Annotated in this window: 16 protein-coding genes and 1 tRNA gene; 4 read left to right on the top strand and 13 right to left on the bottom strand. The window is 69.6% G+C overall.

The annotated features are described in order from the left end of the window. Positions 1–2 precede the first annotated feature (2 nt). Positions 3–1,157, bottom strand: coding sequence for a 4-hydroxyphenylpyruvate dioxygenase (hppD, locus tag ABZ862_RS26415; RefSeq protein WP_360962700.1), 1,155 nt, complete (start codon positions 1,155–1,157; stop codon positions 3–5). Between the two features lie 129 nt (positions 1,158–1,286). On the opposite strand from hppD, the gene ABZ862_RS26410 reads away from it, so the two are divergent. Then, positions 1,287–1,769 carry an Lrp/AsnC family transcriptional regulator gene (locus ABZ862_RS26410; RefSeq protein WP_360962697.1) on the top strand — a complete coding sequence of 161 codons (483 nt, stop codon included), beginning with the start codon at positions 1,287–1,289 and terminating at the stop codon, positions 1,767–1,769. 167 nt (positions 1,770–1,936) lie between these two features. Here ABZ862_RS26410 and ABZ862_RS26405 read toward each other — a convergent pair whose 3' ends face one another. From ABZ862_RS26405 to ABZ862_RS26385, 5 genes are all read right to left on the bottom strand, one after another. Continuing rightward, complete coding sequence (locus ABZ862_RS26405) at positions 1,937–2,728, bottom strand: S16 family serine protease (RefSeq protein ID WP_360962694.1); 792 nt, start codon at positions 2,726–2,728, stop codon at positions 1,937–1,939. Positions 2,729–2,945: 217 nt separating this feature from the next. Next, a complete protein-coding gene (locus tag ABZ862_RS26400) occupies positions 2,946–3,587 on the bottom strand; it encodes a helix-turn-helix domain-containing protein (RefSeq protein WP_360962691.1) in 642 nt (213 codons plus the stop codon). A 308-nt stretch (positions 3,588–3,895) separates the two neighbouring features. Continuing rightward, positions 3,896–5,695 carry a DEAD/DEAH box helicase gene (locus ABZ862_RS26395; protein WP_360962689.1) on the bottom strand — a complete coding sequence of 600 codons (1,800 nt, stop codon included), beginning with the start codon at positions 5,693–5,695 and terminating at the stop codon, positions 3,896–3,898. A 225-nt stretch (positions 5,696–5,920) separates the two neighbouring features. After that, positions 5,921–6,277: a type II toxin-antitoxin system death-on-curing family toxin gene (locus ABZ862_RS26390; protein ID WP_360962863.1), complete on the bottom strand. Its 357-nt coding sequence runs from the start codon at positions 6,275–6,277 to the stop codon at positions 5,921–5,923. Between the two features lie 32 nt (positions 6,278–6,309). After that, positions 6,310–6,510, bottom strand: a complete 201-nt coding sequence (locus ABZ862_RS26385; protein ID WP_360962686.1) for a CopG family transcriptional regulator — start codon at positions 6,508–6,510, stop codon at positions 6,310–6,312. A 169-nt stretch (positions 6,511–6,679) separates the two neighbouring features. On the opposite strand from ABZ862_RS26385, the gene ABZ862_RS26380 reads away from it, so the two are divergent. After that, positions 6,680–6,751, top strand: a tRNA-Cys gene (locus ABZ862_RS26380). Between the two features lie 150 nt (positions 6,752–6,901). Here the strand turns inward: ABZ862_RS26380 and ABZ862_RS26375 are convergent. Beyond that, positions 6,902–7,435, bottom strand: coding sequence for a hypothetical protein (locus ABZ862_RS26375; protein WP_360962684.1), 534 nt, complete (start codon positions 7,433–7,435; stop codon positions 6,902–6,904). A gap of 310 nt (positions 7,436–7,745) precedes the next feature. On the opposite strand from ABZ862_RS26375, the gene ABZ862_RS26370 reads away from it, so the two are divergent. Beyond that, entirely contained in the window at positions 7,746–8,258 is a 513-nt protein-coding gene (locus tag ABZ862_RS26370) for a hypothetical protein (RefSeq protein ID WP_360962681.1), read from the top strand. Positions 8,259–8,474: 216 nt separating this feature from the next. On the opposite strand, the gene ABZ862_RS26365 is transcribed toward ABZ862_RS26370, so the two are convergent. The 3 genes from ABZ862_RS26365 to ABZ862_RS26355 form a co-directional block, all read right to left on the bottom strand. Next, positions 8,475–9,218, bottom strand: a complete 744-nt coding sequence (locus ABZ862_RS26365) for a class I SAM-dependent methyltransferase (protein WP_360962678.1) — start codon at positions 9,216–9,218, stop codon at positions 8,475–8,477. Then, on the bottom strand, positions 9,215–10,687 hold the full coding sequence (locus tag ABZ862_RS26360) for an asparagine synthase (RefSeq protein ID WP_360962675.1): 1,473 nt from the start codon (positions 10,685–10,687) through the stop codon (positions 9,215–9,217). The genes ABZ862_RS26365 and ABZ862_RS26360 overlap by 4 nt, the downstream gene beginning before the upstream one ends. 392 nt (positions 10,688–11,079) lie before the next feature. After that, positions 11,080–11,307 (bottom strand): hypothetical protein, encoded by a 228-nt coding sequence (locus ABZ862_RS26355; RefSeq protein WP_360962673.1) that lies wholly within the window; start codon positions 11,305–11,307, stop codon positions 11,080–11,082. A 150-nt stretch (positions 11,308–11,457) separates the two neighbouring features. Between ABZ862_RS26355 and ABZ862_RS26350 the strand changes: the two genes are divergently transcribed. Then, complete coding sequence (locus ABZ862_RS26350; RefSeq protein WP_360962670.1) at positions 11,458–12,807, top strand: tetratricopeptide repeat protein; 1,350 nt, start codon at positions 11,458–11,460, stop codon at positions 12,805–12,807. Positions 12,808–12,838: 31 nt separating this feature from the next. On the opposite strand, the gene ABZ862_RS26345 is transcribed toward ABZ862_RS26350, so the two are convergent. The 3 genes from ABZ862_RS26345 to ABZ862_RS26335 all read right to left on the bottom strand — a co-directional run bounded on the left by ABZ862_RS26345 (position 12,839) and on the right by ABZ862_RS26335 (position 16,669). Beyond that, a complete protein-coding gene (locus ABZ862_RS26345) occupies positions 12,839–14,026 on the bottom strand; it encodes an SUKH-4 family immunity protein (protein WP_360962667.1) in 1,188 nt (395 codons plus the stop codon). A 160-nt stretch (positions 14,027–14,186) separates the two neighbouring features. Continuing rightward, a complete protein-coding gene (locus ABZ862_RS26340) occupies positions 14,187–14,381 on the bottom strand; it encodes a hypothetical protein (protein ID WP_360962665.1) in 195 nt (64 codons plus the stop codon). Further along, complete coding sequence (locus ABZ862_RS26335) at positions 14,378–16,669, bottom strand: molybdopterin cofactor-binding domain-containing protein (RefSeq protein WP_360962860.1); 2,292 nt, start codon at positions 16,667–16,669, stop codon at positions 14,378–14,380. The genes ABZ862_RS26340 and ABZ862_RS26335 overlap by 4 nt, the downstream gene beginning before the upstream one ends. Positions 16,670–16,672 lie beyond the last annotated feature (3 nt).

Here is a 16,672-nt window from a genome sequence, read left to right as displayed (position 1 = left end):
CGTCAGAGATTCCCGCGCCGCTCCTGCTCCCGCTCGATCGCCTCGAACAGGGCCTTGAAGTTGCCCTTGCCGAAGCCCATGGAGCCGTGCCGCTCGATGATCTCGAAGAAGACGGTCGGCCGGTCCTGGACCGGCTTGGTGAAGATCTGGAGCAGATAGCCGTCCTCGTCGCGGTCCACGAGGATCTTCAGCTCGCGCAGCGTCTCCAGCGGGACCCGGGTGTCGCCGGCCCATTCGCCGAGGGTGTCGTAGTAGGTGTCCGGGGTGCCGAGGAACTCGACCCCGGCCGCGCGCATGGTGCGGACGGTGCGCACGATGTCGCCGGTGTTCAGCGCGATGTGCTGGACGCCCGCGCCGCCGTAGAACTCCAGGTACTCGTCGATCTGCGACTTCTTCTTCGCCAGGGCGGGCTCGTTGATGGGGAACTTCACCTTGAGGGTGCCGTCGGCGACGACCTTGGACATGAGGGCGCTGTACTCGGTGGCGATGTCGTCGCCGACGAACTCCTTCATGTTGGTGAAGCCCATGACCCTGTTGTAGAAGCCGACCCATTCGTCCATACGGCCGAGCTCGACGTTGCCGACGCAGTGGTCGACGGCCTGGAACGTGCGCTGCGCGGGCGGCTCGACGATCGGGGCGGCGGCGACGTACCCGGGCAGGTAGGGGCCCTCGTAGCCGGTCCGCTCGACGAGCGTGTGGCGGGTCTCGCCGTACGTCGCGATCGCGGCGAGGACGACGGTGCCGTACTCGTCCTTCAGCTCGTACGGCTCGGCCACGGAGCGGGCGCCGTGCTCGACGGCGTAGGCGTACGCGGCACGGGCGTCCGGGACCTCCAGGGCCAGGTCGACCACGCCGTCGCCGTGCTCGGCGACGTGCCCGGCGAGGAAGTGGCCCCAGGTGGTGGCGGGCTTGACGACGGAGGTGAACACGAACCGGGCGGAGCCGTTCTCGAGGACGTAGCTCGCGGTCTCCCGGCTGCCGTTCTCCGGTCCGGAGTAGGCGACGAGGGTCATGCCGAAGGCGGTCGAGTAGTAGTGCGCGGCCTGTTTGGCGTTGCCCACGGCGAAGACGACCGCGTCCATTCCCTTGACCGGGAAGGGGTCGGCCTGCCGGGCGGTCGCGGGCGTGGCAGAAGGGCGGGATGTGGTCTGCGTCATAGGGGCAGGGTCACGCCGGCGGGCAAGGTGCGCAACAGTTTGCTTTTCTGCTGGACAATCTGCCCAGCCGGCCTCGGCTCGGGGCATGGTGTCCGTACAGGATGACCATCGCATCGCAAGGAGGCCGCTGTGGCGATCGACGACCTCGACGGACGGATCATCGTGCTGCTGGCGCAGGAACCGAGGATCGGTGTGCTGGAGATGTCCCGGCGGCTGGGGGTGGCCCGCGGTACGGCGCAGGCACGGCTCGACCGTCTGCGGTCGAGCGGGGTGATCAGCGGTTTCGGCCCCCAGGTCGACCCGGCGGCGCTCGGCTACCCGGTCACCGCGTTCGCCACCCTGCAGATCCGGCAGGGCCAGGGCCAGGACGTACGGGACCATCTCGCGTCCGTGCCGGAGGTCCTGGAACTGCACACCACCACGGGCAGCGGCGACATGCTGGGCCGGCTGGTCGCCCGCTCCAACGCCGACCTCCAGCGGGTCATCGACCGGGTGGTCGCCATCGACGGCATCGTGCGGGCGTCGACGGCGATCGTCATGGAGAACCCGGTACCCCTGCGGATCATCCCGCTGGTACGGCAGGCGGCGGAGGGCTTGCCGGACGATTCCTAGCTCTAGTGCCGCGGCAGGCAATGTTTGCCCGTGAAGGAGCGGCGTCCGGTGCGTGCTCTCGGTGTGCCGGCCGGAAGTCCTCGTACTGGATGTACTTGGGCTTTCGGCCGGTGCGGCGAGAGTGCGTGCCGGACGCCGCGACGGGGCGAACATTGCCTGCCGCGGCACTAGCAGCTGGGGATGCCGCTCCTGCCCTTCTCCAGCGCGTCCAGGGCGTCGACGGCGCTCTTGAGGGTCGTCACCGGGACCAGGCGCAGCCCCTTGGGCAGTTCCGACCCGGCGTCGCCGCATTCCGCCTTCGGGACCAGGAAGACGGTGGCGCCGTCCCGGCGGGCGGCCTGGGTCTTCAGGGCCACGCCGCCGACCGCGCCCACCGTGCCGTCGGCGGTGATGGTGCCGGTACCGGCGACGGTACGGCCGCCGGTGAGGTCGCCGCCGCTGCCGTCGCCGTCCAGCTTGTCGATGATCCCGAGCGTGAACAGCAGGCCCGCGCTGGGGCCGCCGACGTCGGCGAGCCTCAGGGTGACCTTGACGTTCTTGTCGCTCAGGTGCAGATACCTCAGCGCGGCCTCGGTCGCGGCGTCCTGGGACTCCTTCATCTGCGCGGTGTTGTGCTTCTCGATCTCCTTGACACTGTCGCCGCTGGGGTAGACCGAGTCACGGGGCAGCACGGCGCGGTCGGTGCGGAACCAGCCGTCGACGACATCGCCCAGGTGGACGTCCGCGTCGGGTCCGGTCGCCTCGATCGTCGTCATCCGCAGCTGGCCGCGGGTGGTGCGGGTCGGCGCGCCGGAGATCGTGATGACCGGGGTGTCCTTGTTCTCGCCGAGCACGTCGGCCGTCATACCGGGCTGCGCCACCGCGAACGGCAGCGGTGCGAAGACCGCCGTCGCGAGCAGGGCGACGACGGGCAGGGCGCAGACGGCGACGGCCTGGAGGCGCGTGAGGCGAGAGAGCACGGGGTCAATCTAACGTGGCGAAGGAGCACGGCCGGGCGCCGGTGCCCGGCCGCACGCCCGGCGGCCGGGGGCGCGGGCCGGGTGGCCCGGGGGCGTAGGCCCGCCGGACCGGGGGCGTGCGCCCCGGCGCCCTTGTTTCCGTGCGCCCGCAGGCACCGTACGCCCCCGGAGGCACCGTGCACCCCAGAGGCACCGTACGCCTCACACGCCTCGCAGCTCAGCGCAGCGCCTCCGCGACCTCGCGGGCCGCGTCCACCACCCTCGGGCCCACCCGTTCCGGTACCGCGTCCGCCAGCATGACCACGCCGACGCTGCCCTCGACGCCGGTGACGCCGAGCAGCGGTGCCGCCGCCGCGCTGGCCCCGGCCTCCAGCTCGCCCTGGGTGAGGGTGTATCCGGGGTCGGCGAGCGGCTGGCGGCGGGCGGCGAGGATGGCCCGGCCGGCCGCGCCCCTGTCCAGCGGGTGGCGGAACCCGGCGCGGTAGGCGACGTGGTAGTCCGTCCACGACGGCTCCACCACCGCGACCGCCAGGGCTTCCGCCCCGTCGACGAGCGTGAGGTGCGCGGTCGCCCCGATGTCCTCGGCCAGTGAGCGCAGCGCGGGGAGCGCGGCCTCCCGTACCAGCGGATGCACCTGGCGACCGAGCCGCAGCACGCCGAGCCCGACCCGGGCGCGACCGCCCAGGTCACGTCGTACGAGCGCGTGCTGTTCGAGGGTGGCGAGCAACCGGTACACCACGGTCCGGTTGACGCCCAGTCTGGTGGATAGCTCGGTGACGGTCAGCCCGTGGTCGGTGTCGGCCAGCAGTTTGAGGACTTTGAGTCCCCGGTCGAGCGTCTGGGAGGTCTCCGCGGTCACGACGCCCACTCCTTCAGTGGTGAGGTCGACGGCCTCCTCGCGGGGAATGCGTCGCCGAGTCCCGTCGCCGACGCGCTTCAGAGGCCGCCGATCGGCAGGACGGCCCGGCTGCGGTCCGGGCCCAGTCGCTTCACGGCTGCGCTCCGCGGCGGCGCTGCCACGGGGCGTGTGCGTAGCGTGACAGTAGCGACCCGGTCCGCTCAGCGGAAGCCTCCGTCCAGAATCCGGTCAAGGGCGGGCATGGAGCGGCGTACGGAATACGGACCTTCCGTCACGAAACGCCCTCCCTGCATCCCCCCGCCCCGGGCTCAGCGCATCCGGGTGGCCCATTCCTGCACCTTGGCGATGCGCTGCCGGAGCTGTCCGGCGGTGGCCTCGGCGCTGGGCGGCCCGCCGCAGACGCGGCGCAGCTCGGTGTGGATGACACCGTGCGGTTTGCCGCTCTGGTGGACGTAGGCGCCGACCATCGTGTTGAGCTGCTTGCGCAGCTCCATCATCTCCTTGTGGCTGACCACGGGACGCCGTTCGGCGGGCAGTTCGAGGAGGTCGGCGTCGCTGTCGGGCTTGCGGCGGCTGTGCGCGATCTGGCGGGCCTGCCGCTTCTGAAGCAGCAGCTGCACCTGGTCCGGTTCGAGCAGCCCCGGGATGCCGAGGTAGTCCTGCTCCTCCTCGCTGCCCGGGTGGGCCTGCATGCCGAACTCGGCGCCGTCGTAGAGGACGCGGTCGAAGACGGCGTCGGACTCCAGCGCCTCGAAGGGCAGCATGTCCTGCTCGCCGGTGTCCTCGTCCTGCTCCTTGTTCGCCTCCTCCATCTCCTTCTCGGACTCGGCGTAGGGGTCCTCCTCGCCCTCCTTCTTCGGCTTGTCGAGGGCGTGGTCGCGCTCGACCTCCATCTCGTTGGCGAAGGTGAGCAGGTCGGGGATGGTGGGGAGGAACACGGAGGCCGTCTCGCCGCGCCGCCGGGACCTCACGAAACGCCCTACGGCCTGGGCGAAGAAGAGCGGGGTGGAGATGGTGGTGGCGTACACCCCGACGGCGAGCCGGGGCACGTCGACGCCCTCGGACACCATGCGCACGGCGACCATCCACCGGTCGGTGCTGTCGCTGAAGTCGTCGATCCTCTTCGACGCGCCGCCGTCGTCGGAGAGGACGACGGTGGCGGGGCTGCCGGTGATCTCCCGGATGAGCTTGGCGTAGGCGCGGGCGGAGTCCTGGTCGGAGGCGATGACGAGGGCACCGGCGTCCGGGATGCCCTTCCTGACCTCGGTGAGCCGCTGGTCGGCGGCGCGCAGCACGCTGGGCATCCACTCGCCGCGGGGGTCGAGGGCGGTGCGCCAGGCCTGGCTGACGGCGTCCTTGGTCATGGGCTCGCCGAGCCGGGCGGCGATCTCGTCCCCGGCCTTGGTCCGCCAGCGCATGTTGCCGGAGTAGGACAGGAAGATCACCGGACGGACGACATGGTCGGCCAGGGCGTTCCCGTACCCGTAGGTGTAGTCGGCGGAGGACCGCCGGATACCGTCCTGCCCCTCCTCGTACGTCACGAAGGGGATGGGGTTGGTGTCGGAGCGGAACGGCGTACCGGTGAGAGCGAGGCGCCGGGTGGCGGGCTCGAAGGCCTCCAGGCACGCCTCGCCCCAGGACTTGGAGTCACCGGCGTGGTGGATCTCGTCGAGGATGACGAGGGTCTTGCGCTGCTCGACGCGGTTGCGGTGCAGCATGGGCCGGACGCCGACACCGGCGTAGGTGACGGCGATGCCCTGGTATTCCTTGCTGAGCGGCCCGGCGCTGTACTCGGGGTCGAGCCGGATGCCGATCCGGGCGGCGGCCTCGGCCCACTGCTTCTTCAGATGCTCGGTGGGCGCGACGACGGTGATCTGCTGCACGACGTGGTGGTGCAGCAGCCAGGAGGCGAGCGTGAGCGCGAAGGTCGTCTTGCCGGCACCGGGCGTGGCGACGGCGAGGAAGTCACGCGGCTGCTCCTGGACGTACTTCTCCATCGCCCCCTGCTGCCAAGCGCGCAGCCTGTTGGCGGTACCCCACGGGGCGCGCCCCGGGAACGCCGGGGAGAGGTGGTGGGAGTGGGTGGAGGAAGCGGCGGTGGTAGTCACGGTCTCCGTAGCGGGGGTCGGGCGGGCTCGGGCGGCGCGGGGACGAGGCACGAACGGCCCCGGACACCGACCCCTGGGGCACCGGCCCCTGGGCCCGGACCCGGCTCCGGTGCCGGTTCCGGCCCGGTGCGCTCCCGGCTGCGTAGGACAACCGGGCCACCCTACCGGCGCCGGTTCCCTGTCAAGGGACGGACGGCACGACCTCCCTCCCGGGTGGGACAGAGGTCACACCGCCCCCTCCACCAACTCCCGCAACCCGTCACCGATCACCTTGGCCTCCTCCGACCTCCCGCTCGCCACGGCGATGACCAGGCGCTCGGCTGCGTCGATGTCCGGCCGGAGCTGTACGCCATTCATGGCCAGAAAAACGACACAGGAGACCCAGGCGGTGCGCTTGTTGCCGTCGACGAGAGGGTGATTGATCAGCAGCGACTGCAGAAGCGCGGCGGCCTTGTCGTGGAGATCGGCATACGCCTCCTGCCCGAACATGGCGGCGGAGGGCCGGTGCACGGCCGACTCCAGCAGTCCGGCGTCCCGGAGGACGACCTCCTGATCGCCGAGGGCGTGCGCGGCGATTCCCAGGACGTCCTAGGCCGACAGGCAGATGCGGGTGGTCACTTGAGCCGCTCCAACAGTTCGGCCCACCTGGCGGTCTGCTCCTTGGCGGCCTTCCGGACCAGGGCCTCGTGGGCAGTCCTCGCGAGGTGGTCGTCCACTGCTCGCAGGAGTATGGCGTGCATACTGACCCCTTCCTCCTCTGCGCGCAGCTTCAGTGCTTCCGTCTGGTCGTCACGAAGACGCAGATTCATCGCCATACCGGAACGGTCCCACCCGATGGGGTCAAAGTGGCACCACCGACTCTTCCGGTCCCCCTTCATGAACGCCGTGTGGCAGTCGTATTGCAGCCCCCAGGATCCTCTTGAGCCCTGTGAGGTGGCGGCCGTACGGTCGTTCCACCGGGTCCGGAACAACGGGCCGGTGAACGGCCGTGTGCCCGAGTGGTTCAGGGGCTCGCCTGCAAAGCGAGTTACGTGGGTTCGAATCCCGCCATGGCCTCTGCGGCCTTGACCAGGCAAAAAAGAAAGGGCGGTACCCCTTCGGGGGTACCGCCCTCCAGTCGTTCGTCTCATTTCCCGTCTCAGCATCCTCCTCTCGGCACCTTGCAGACCAAGGATCACGATCGGCCCAGCGCGCCGCATGGCACCATCAGGGCAAGCCGCCACCTGCTGGATTAGGATTGTCATCACGCCGCTGCTGAGCATGGTGCATAGCGGTTCTTGCTGTGTTGCTGATCGCTTTGATACTGAGATACGCAGTCGTGATGGCAGTTACAGCACTGAAACCTGCCGATAGAACCGCGACATTACTGTCGGCATTATTCCCAAAATGCCCCACCGCCCAAACTGCGGCAATAATAACAGCCCCATCAGCCGCGATAACAGCAAGAAGCCCACCCAAAGCGCGAATCTGCTCAGACAACTCCTTGGATTCGTCACCCCCTCCCTTTTTCCGACTCGCCAACGCCAGAAACGCAACAATGAGGACCCCAGCCGCGAAAACGACAAGCATTCCCCAAATAATGTCGTGAGATGTTGTCTCCAGTGTCGACTGAGCCGGGGATGGATCGGGAGACGGGTCGGGGGCCGGGTCGGGAAACAGCGTCTGTACTGACGTGACCGCCTTATCCCATGCAGCATTTTTCATATGCAGATCGTCAAGCACATACCCTGCCAACGCCACTGCGGCGTTCCGGGCGAGTGAACCTGGGAAGTGCGTCCGGCACGGACGTCTCGCCAACCCTGCCGGGACCTTCGCACTCCAAAACTTGCCCAAGATGTTGCCGCACTGCAGTGCAGTAACTCCATCGACGGGCAGGGGCCAACAGGACGAGTCGGTTATCTGGCCGGTGCGGATGACTGCGAAGCGTGTCGTCCGGCCGACGCGGCGACTGGCGGCCTCTTCGACCTTGAGTCACGAGTCTCTGAGCCGATCGGGCGGAGCCTCAGCGTGCCGCCTGGCGATACGGGTCGCGCACAACAAATCTGCATCCATGGAAAAAACCGCACTGAATGACATCGAGAGAGTTGCAGGCAGCAGGAGAGCCGTTGTCTCTACGGACGACTGCACGATCGTGAGCATCGTCAGGGAGGCAATCGTCAGTGGCAAGTCGGCATCGTTCTACCTCTCCATCCCGCAGGCAAAGGCTGTCCGGGCTTGGTACTGGACGCCTGACCGAGTAAAGAAGACCGGCATCAGGACGGTATCGAGCGAGGAGAAGGCAAGGATCGCCTCGGATCTCGGTATCGAGGACATCGGCACGTTCCGGTCCAGTCGCATCGAATGCGACTGCGGGCAGATCTACGGAGCTTTCGAGTTCCTGCAGCAGGGGATCAAAGAACACGGCAAGGATGCGGTGCTGTCGGTGTTCACCTTGAAGGACGCTGCGATTCTCCGCGTCAATCCTCCGGATCTCCCCACCTGTCCGAACTGCGGTGAACTCCTGCCGGAACGGCTGACGTACGACAACGGCACGTACGGATGCTCCTTCGGCACCGAGGAATAGCTGAACAACGAAAAGCCGTTTCCCCTGAGGCCGCACGCCCGCGTTTGCGCATGTCTGGGGCGCGACAGTTGCCGCGCCCCTCGGCCCAGGTACGGAAGCTCTGCGGAGTGCGGCCGGTGAGGTTCTCCGGTGACGGTCCCGGGCGCGGGGCACGGAACGCATGACGCCGCGATGACTGCCCCCACAGCTGTTTCGCCGACTGCGTCGCAGCCTGCTTCACGATGTGCGGCGCGCCACCGTGTACGCGGTGGGGCCTGTCAACTCTGGTCCTACGGCATCAAGCATGTCCAGCACCTCGAAGCCGGCATTCTGCGCGTACTGCTCCAGTTCGCGGGGGAACAGAACCCGTCTGGGGATCTCGTCCCGGGCTTCCTCGCCCGAGGGGAAGGACCAGTGACGGTACGTGGTGTTGATCTGGGTCCGCAGGTCCCACCCGTGGTGGATGGTGACCGTCGCCGGTCCCCAAGGGGTTTCCAGCGTCGAGACGGTCGGCCCGGTGCCGGTGAGCGGGGCGACCGGTGAGCAGAGCACCAGCAGCGTGCCCGGCCGGGCGTGACGGGCGAAGGTGTCGAAGACGTGGCTGATGTCGTCGTTGCTGTGCGCGTAAGCCAGTGTGTTACCCAGACAGGTCAGCACGTCCACGTGTGTGCCGAGCCGTACGGTGCGCATGTCGCCGGTGCGGACGTCCAGCCCCGGACGGGTCCGGCGGGCGTAGTCGACCATGCCTGGGTGAACGTCCACCCCGATGCATTCGAAACGCTTGGCCAGGATCTCAAGGTCCCGTGCGGTGCCGCACCCGAAGTCGATCAGCGTCCGCGCATCCGGGTGGTGCGCCTCGATCAGGCGCCGGCACATCGCGGCGGCGGTGCTGTCGGACTGCACCGCGTCGTAGAGCGACGGGTCGCGGTACAGGATGTTGACGGCTTCCACCTGGCCGGCTTTCGTATCGGGGCTGGTCACATGAGGCTTCTCAGACCGACCTCCAGGGCGAGAAGATCACACAACAGGTCAGGGACGGCAGGAGCCGTATCGGCATCCCTGCGCGCCTGGGCGAGAGCCTTGCCGTCAACATAGCCGAGGTCAACCAGGATCGACTCCTTCACCATGCTGTCCAGCACAGCCAGGCCGTAGGACCGCAGCCCCTTCTCCAGGACGGCCAGGAAGTTCTCCGGTTCGGTCGGCGCGGCCACCCGTTCGGGCAGGCCCGCCTGCCTGATCCGTTCACGGAACAGCGATTTCCCGCGCTTGTGTTCGTGAGGCAGCTGCTCCATGAAACGGACGACCCGCGGGTGCGCGAGCGGGCTCACCGGCCAGATACCCGCTCGGAGGTATCCGGGGTTGTGCATCCCGAACGCCATCAGGGTCGGCAGGGGCAGCACCGGAATGGGCGCGAGGTTCTCGTTGACATCGACGAGCGCTCGGACCGCCTTGGCCCCGAGCCACGGTACGGTTCCCTGTTCCGGCAGTTCGGACAGCGTGCGTGAATGGTGTGCGTTGATCTCGTCCCCGCCACTGCCGGTGAACACAACCTCGCACCGCAGGGCCGCCGCACGTTCGCGTACGACATCGAATGCCTCCTGGTAGAAGGCTCCGGCCGGATCGTGCGGCCTGCGCACGGCACGTACACCCCCCGGACAGAACGGCGCGTACCGCAGAGCGGGGACCGCGTTGTCCTGGAAGCCGCAGTACTCCACGAAAGCCCGGCGCCGTTCGCACTGCTGCCTGCCGGTCCGGCCTCCCACCAGAAGGCCGAAGCTGTGGACTTCGGTGAAACGGGCTTTCCTGACGGCCAAGGCCACGTTTCCGGAATCCGCGCCCCCGGAGAGTTCGACACCCACGCATCCGGTCACCGTGGGCGCCCGGCAGATCACATCGGTCAGCAACTCGTCCAGAGCGGCCAGCGGATCGACGCCGGGCCTCAGCTCACGCGGCTCGAGCACATGCTCGGCGGGGTCCGGGTAGTGGACGGTGAGGCCCGATGCGGTGAACGTGGCCGATGCGCGCTCGGTGAGACGGTGCATACCGTCGAACAGCGTGTCAGCCGTGTAGCGGTGCCGTCTCGTCAGTGTGCGGGCGACGATGTGCGGCAGCAGTCGTTCGGGCTCCGAAAAGGATCGGAGTGCGGTCATGTCCCATGAGGCATGCAACTCGGCACTTCGTTCGAAGAGATAGAGCGGGGCTGTGCCGAAGGCCCCCACTGATACGCGAAGTTCCCCCGGCCGCATGGCGAGCTCTACGAAGTCGGCCTCGTCGCCCGTGCACTCCTTGACCCTCATCGTCACATACGGTGCTCGGTCGTCGTTGATCTCCGTGACGAGCGTGGATACCTTCACCGGCTCGATCCAGCTCCCACCGGTTGTCCAGCGGCCTTCCTGAGCGACCCACTTGGGATCATCCAAGTCGGCCAGGCGCAGATGCATCGACAGCATGTCCGTTCCTTTCGGATGTCGTACGACGGGGCGAGGCCGTTCCCGGCCCCGCCCCGCCCGGCGTCAGCTACGGATCACCTGCAGCAGTGGTCGCCGTTGTTGTCGCCACCACCCGGCATCTTGTCCATCAGCGCGGCCTCGACGGTCGGAATGCCGATGACCAGGTCACCCGTGAACAGGTCGTCCACGTTCATGTCGTTCTCCTTTACGGTTGAAGCGGACTCCGCGGCTGGTGCTGCGGAGCTGACCGTCCGGCCACCGGACCCTTGCGAAGAAGGTGGCCGGACGGGGTTGCCCACCGCTCCGAGCGGCAGGCCCTTCCCCACGCCAGGCATGAAGCCTGAGCATGTCGCGGGGAAGGAGTCAGGTGAGGGTGGTTGGGGCCGGCCGTCTCACAGCCGCTCTCCGCGGCTGCGCTCATTGGCCTCCCGCACCGCAGCGCTCAGTTTCGACGCACCGTCTTCGGGAGGAGAGGGCAGGTGCAGCGGACAGCGGCACGGAGCGAGTCGGACCGACCCCGGCGCGAGGTCCGCGTCCTCGTAGGTGTCGATCCTCAGCATCCCGTCCTGCCCCCGCTCCTCGATCATCCGGGCCAGTTCGGCCCGTGCTCTGCTTCTCATCCACCAGTCCCTGGGACGCAGGCTGCGCTCTGGTCTCGCCGCCCCTCTTGCTATCTCTACGCAACCGCACGAACACGGACAGCGGTACCGTTGTCGCAGCACCGGGACGTGAAAGCCTTGAAAGTTCACGAGACGCGGGGAGTTGCGGTCATGGCCAAGCGTGAACCGAATACGGCGCTCGGACGTCTGCTCACGGAAAGCCGCTGGACCCACAGGCAGTTCGCGCGGGCCGTGAACCGCATCGGTACCGAAACCGGAATCCCTCTGCGCTACGACGAGTCCGCAGTGAGCCACTGGCTCACTGGAACCGTCCCACGCAGCCCGGTACGGGCATGCATCCTCGAAGCTCTTTCCCGCCGCCTCGGGCGCCCGGTCACTCACGTCGAGACCGGGTTGCCCGTTCCGCGCGATCGCTTCGCCCAGGCTGCCGATACCGTTGAGGAAGTGATCGACCTGGGGAGGCTGGATATGGATCCGTCCCGTCGCAGTGTTCTCGGTGTCGGTCTGTTCTCCGTCGCGGTCACCATCCCCGGCTGGCCCGACGTCGTCGGACGTGCGGAGGCCGTTCGTTCCGGCCGCGCGACGCGTATCGGCAGGAACGAGGTGGACACGATCGTCGCCATGACCGAGCGCATCTCGGAACTGGACGACGAGTTCGGCGGTCGCCACGCTCGCCCCATGGCAGCCTCGTTCATGGTCAACACGGTGGCCCCTTATCTGCGCGCCGCCGCATCCGAGGAGGTACGCAGAGCCATACTGTCCGCCGCCTCGGATCTGCTGTACCTGACCGGATTCATGGCAGTCGACGAGGGGCTGCACGGTCTCGCACAGCGCTACTACGTCAAGGCTCTGGAGTTGGCCGGTGCCGCCGAGGACCATCTGACGTACTGCACCACCCTGCGGGGGATGAGTGTCCAGGCCGTCGATCTCCGTCACGCGGCGAAGGCCAGGGAGCTGGCTGACGCAGCAGCTGCCGCGTCTCCGCAGGCCGGGCCTCGGATGCTGGCCTTCATCTCGGGTCAGCAGGCGCACGCCGCCGCACAGACCGGGGATCGCACCGACGCGCTGCGCCACATCAGGGCGGCTGAAGCAGCCATGGACCGTGCCGAATCACGAGGGCGGGCGTTCGGCTCTTACGACCCGTCGTCGCTCAATTACCACATCAGTCAGGTGCGTTACGAACTGGGCGACAAGGCGGGGGCCATCGATGCCATGCAGCGTGCGGACCAGCTCCGGCCCAGCCTGTTCCGGCGGACCCGGGTCGAACGTCGTGGCCTGCTCGCCGAGAGGCAGTTGGAACTCGGTCATCTGGAAGCAGCCTGCACGACCTGGCACCAGGCTCTCGACGACTACCCGAAGGTCCAGTCCGGCCGCGCCGACAACCGGATGAGGGCGATGGCCGGACTCCTCCGCCCTCATCTGAAGAACGCGACGGCTCGCGACCTCCATGACCGGGCGCGGGCCGTCATTCCGTCGTCGGCCGTCGCGTCGGCGGGGTGAGCCCGGGCGTCGTCGGGGCCGTCGGCCGGGTTCACGGGTACAGGCCTCCGCCTGCCTGGTCCTCGAAAGCCTGGGGCCAGTAGCGGAGGCCGTCGTCCGTGGGGGTGCGGGGGGTGGGGGCGCAGGCGGTCGGGTCGAGGGCGGCCAGGGTCCGGGTCAGGGTGTCCGCGAGTTGTTCGTAGGCCTCGGTCAGGCCGTGCCGGCTGTCCAGGGCCTTCTCGCGGTGGATCAGCCAGAGGGTGTAGGCGAGGGTGGAGAGGTCGGCGTTCAGGGGGCGCAGGGCCGCGTCCGGGGTGCTCCAGCACAGGACCTCGCCCGTCGTGCCGTCCACCACCAGGCAGGTGTCCTCCAGGAGGTAGCCCAGGTCTATCAACCGGTCGGCGTTCTCCGGGAGTTCGATCGCCGTGCCGAGGTCCGCCGGCTCGTACTCGGCCAGGGTCGGCAGCGGGACGTCCGTGTCCAGGGTGAACCACGTGCCGTCCTCCGGCAGGCCCACCTCGCGCAGGAAGCGGCGGGTCGGCTCGTGGGTGAGCGCGGCCGGGAAGTCGACGTCCTCGAAGCGGACGATCTCGCCCGCCCCGAACTCCTCGTCCAGCAGGCGCAGCGGGAGGTCCAGGGTGAGGCCCGAGTGGGTGCCCGGGCCCGCTATCAGGGACAGGGGGCGGATCAGGGCCGCCATGCGCCAGTACGGCGGGACCTCGCCGTCCGTGTCCTCCTCGAAGAGGGAGAGGAGCGCGCGGGAGGCCGCCACCACCGCCTGGGGGCCGCGGTCCGTCGCGTACTGCGCGAAACGGCCGCGCAGCGTGGCCAGTTCCTCCGTCACGGCGGCGAAGCGGAGCAGGATCTCCAGGGACGGGGCGAGCGGGAGCTCGTCCATCAGGTCCGGGCGGTCCTGGAAGAAGTACGTCGTGGAGATCTCGCCGGTCGTGCCGTCGAGGAGGATCGACTCCGACGTCGCGCCGTCCGCGGCGATCAGACCGCCTATCACCAGACGGTCCCGCAGCGCGCGGTCCAGCAGGTCGGGGGCCGCGGTCACGTCCGCCACCGTGCGCAGCCCGTCGGTGCGCAGCGCGGCGAACGTCAGCAGGTCGATCTCGGGCGGGAGTCCGGGCCCGGTCAGCCAGTCGCGCGTCGGGGCGTGCGTGACGTAGGGACCGAGGTCGGCCTCGGTCAGGATGATCATCGCCGCGTCGTCGGCCGTTGCCTCGAGCGTGGGCATCGCTGGCTCCCCCGTGCGTGGTGGTTCACGTACACGTCGGCGGGTGCGGCAGGCGTTCCCGCCCGTCGCTCCCACTGCCCCGCACACTACGCGGCACCACTGACAACGCCCCCGGAGCCGGCGGCGGGGCCGGACGGCGGGAGCGGACGGCGGGAGCCCGTCAGCTGAAGTACACGCCGCCCAGGACCACCGCGAGCGCCGCCAGCGCCACGATCGCCATCCAGATCAGCAGCTTGCCCACGCCGGGCGGGGGTTCGTAGCGGTCCGGGTCGTAGCGGGGCGGGTCCTGGCGCGGGGGCGCCTGGCGCCGCGTCGCGGGATCCTCCGGGGTCACCGGTCCGGGTTCCCGGCTCACCGGTCCGTCACCACCGCGGCCTGCGGGCGGATCGGGAGGCGGTTGACGGGACGTCCGGTCGCGGCGCGCACCGCGGAGGCGATCGCCGCCGGGGACGTCACCACCGGCACCGCGCTGACCGCCTTGGCACCGAACGGGGCCACCACGTCCCGTTCCTCGATCAGCTGCACGATCCGGATGTCGGGCGCGTCCAGTGCCGTCGGCAGGGAGTACCCGGTGAGGTCGGGGTGCCGGATCAGGCCGCGCGGGGTGCGCAGGTTCTCGGTGAGGGCGATGCCCACGCCCTGGGTGACGCCCGCCTCGATGCGCGCCGCCAGCTGGGCCGGGTTGAGGACGCGGCCGACGTCCTGGGCGACCGCCAGCTCCACGACCCGTACCGAGCCGAGTTCGATGTCGACGTCGACGACGGCGCGGACCGCGCAGAAGGCGAGGCCGACGAAGGCGTCGCCCTGGCCCGCCCCGTCCAGGGGCTCCGTGGGGTGCGGGCGGCACTGGGCGGTGGCCCACAGCTCCTTGCCGTCCAGCGCCTCCGTCACGGTGGTCGACAGGACACCGTCGTACGAGGTGATCTTGCCGTCGGTGATCTGGAGCAGCTCGGTCGACATGCCGAACTTGTGGGCCAGGGGCTGGAGGAGCTGGTGGCGGACCATCTTGGCGGCCCGTTCCACCGCGCCGCCCGACACCCAGGTGTGCCGGCCCCGGCAGCCCGCGCCGGCCGGGGGCTGGTCGGTGTCGACGGGCGCGACGTGGACCTCGTCGACGCCCAGGGTCTCCTGGACGATCTGCCGGGCCAGCGTCGCGAAACCCTGTCCGGTCTCCACGGCCGCGCACAGCACCGTCGCGACGCCGTCCTGGACCCGCACGGTCGCCGTCGAGACCTCGTCGGCGCCCTCCGCGCCCAGCATGTGCACCATGCCGAGGCCGTAGCCGACGCCGCGCCGCACCGCGCCCGGCTCGCCCGCGCCCTCGGGGCCGCCGGGCAGCAGCCAGTCCTCCTCGGGCGTGTCCTTGGGCAGCGGCGGGAGGGGGAATTCCTGGACGGCCTGGAGCAGTTCCGCCACCGGCGCGGGGCAGGTCACCGTCTGGCCGGTCGGCAGGACGTCACCGGTCGCCAGGGCGTTGCGCAGGCGCAGCTCCGCCGGGTCGACGCCGAGCTTCTTCGCGAGTTTGTCCATCTGCGCCTCGTAGGCGGCGCAGACCTGCATGGCGCCCTCGCCGCGCACATGGCCGGAGGGCGGGTTGTTGGTGCGTACCGCCCAGCCCTCGATGAAGGCGTGCGGGACGACGTACGGGCCGCAGGCGAAGGAGACGGCCGCGGCCAGGGCCTCGGAGGAGGTGTCCGCGTAGGGACCCGCGTCGAGCAGGATCTGCGCCTCGACCTTGACCAGCCGCCCCTCGGCGTCCGCGTGGTGGCGGTAGCGCAGCAGGGTGGGGTGGCGGTGGACGTGGCCGAGGAAGGACTCCTCGCGCGTGGCGGTCAGTTTCACCGGGCAGCCGGTGCGCAGCGCGAGGAGGCCGAGGGGGAGCTGGAAGCTCTGGTCCTCGCGGTCGGCGGTGGCGCCGGGCACGCCGGTGACGACGACCTTGACGCGGTCGGGTTCGAGGCCGTAGCAGGCGGCCAGCATGTCGCGGTCGGCGTGCGGGTCGGTGGAGGCCAGGTACAGCTCCACGCCGCCGTCGGGGCGCGGCACGGCGAGTCCGGCCTCGGCCCCTATGGGGGCGGGGTCCTGGCGGCCGATGCGGTAGAGGCCCTCGACGACGATCTCGCCGGCCGTGTCGGGGTCGCCGTGGCGCAGCGGGATGTGCCGGATCAGATTGCCGTCCGGGTGGAGCGGCTCCGCCGCGAAGGACTGCTCGGGGTCGGTCACCGGGTCGAGCACCTCGTACTCGACGATGACGGCGGCGGCGGCCATGCGCGCGGTGTCGGGGTGGTCGGCGGCGACGGCGGCGATGGGCTCGCCGTGGTGGCGCACCACCTCGGAGGCGAAGACCGGCCGGTCGGGCGTGCCGCGGCCGTACAGCGGGCTGCCGGGTACGTCCTCGTGCGTGATGACGGCGCGTACGCCCGGCATGTCGCGCGCGTGGGTGGTGTCGACGGACACGATGCGGGCGTGCGGGTGCGGGGAGCGCAGGACGGCCGCCCACAGCAGACCCTCGGCCCACAGGTCGGCGGCGTACGGGAAGGTGCCCTCGGTCTTCGCGCGCGTGTCGGCCGCGGGCAGGGAGACGCCCAGTCCGTGCGGCGGCAGCTCGGGGGCCGCGGCGGGGGCGGGAGCGGGGCCGGGGATCTC

It is taken from the genome of Streptomyces sp. NPDC047000, from assembly GCF_040644295.1.
Lineage (GTDB): Bacteria > Actinomycetota > Actinomycetes > Streptomycetales > Streptomycetaceae > Streptomyces.
Note: the sequence above shows the minus strand (reverse complement) of the source record. Positions and strands in the feature narration are given on the sequence as shown.

Excerpts from the sequence above, each read along its gene's own strand:
- hppD (WP_360962700.1), bottom strand. The coding sequence starts at position 1,157 with ATGACGCAGACCACATCCCGCCCTTCTGCCACGCCCGCGACCGCCCGG.
- ABZ862_RS26385 (WP_360962686.1), bottom strand. The coding sequence starts at position 6,510 with ATGGCGATGAATCTGCGTCTTCGTGACGACCAGACGGAAGCACTGAAG.
- ABZ862_RS26370 (WP_360962681.1), top strand. The coding sequence starts at position 7,746 with ATGGAAAAAACCGCACTGAATGACATCGAGAGAGTTGCAGGCAGCAGG.
- ABZ862_RS26360 (WP_360962675.1), bottom strand. The coding sequence starts at position 10,687 with ATGCTGTCGATGCATCTGCGCCTGGCCGACTTGGATGATCCCAAGTGG.
- ABZ862_RS26355 (WP_360962673.1), bottom strand. The coding sequence starts at position 11,307 with ATGAGAAGCAGAGCACGGGCCGAACTGGCCCGGATGATCGAGGAGCGG.
- ABZ862_RS26350 (WP_360962670.1), top strand. The coding sequence starts at position 11,458 with ATGGCCAAGCGTGAACCGAATACGGCGCTCGGACGTCTGCTCACGGAA.
- ABZ862_RS26345 (WP_360962667.1), bottom strand. The coding sequence starts at position 14,026 with ATGCCCACGCTCGAGGCAACGGCCGACGACGCGGCGATGATCATCCTG.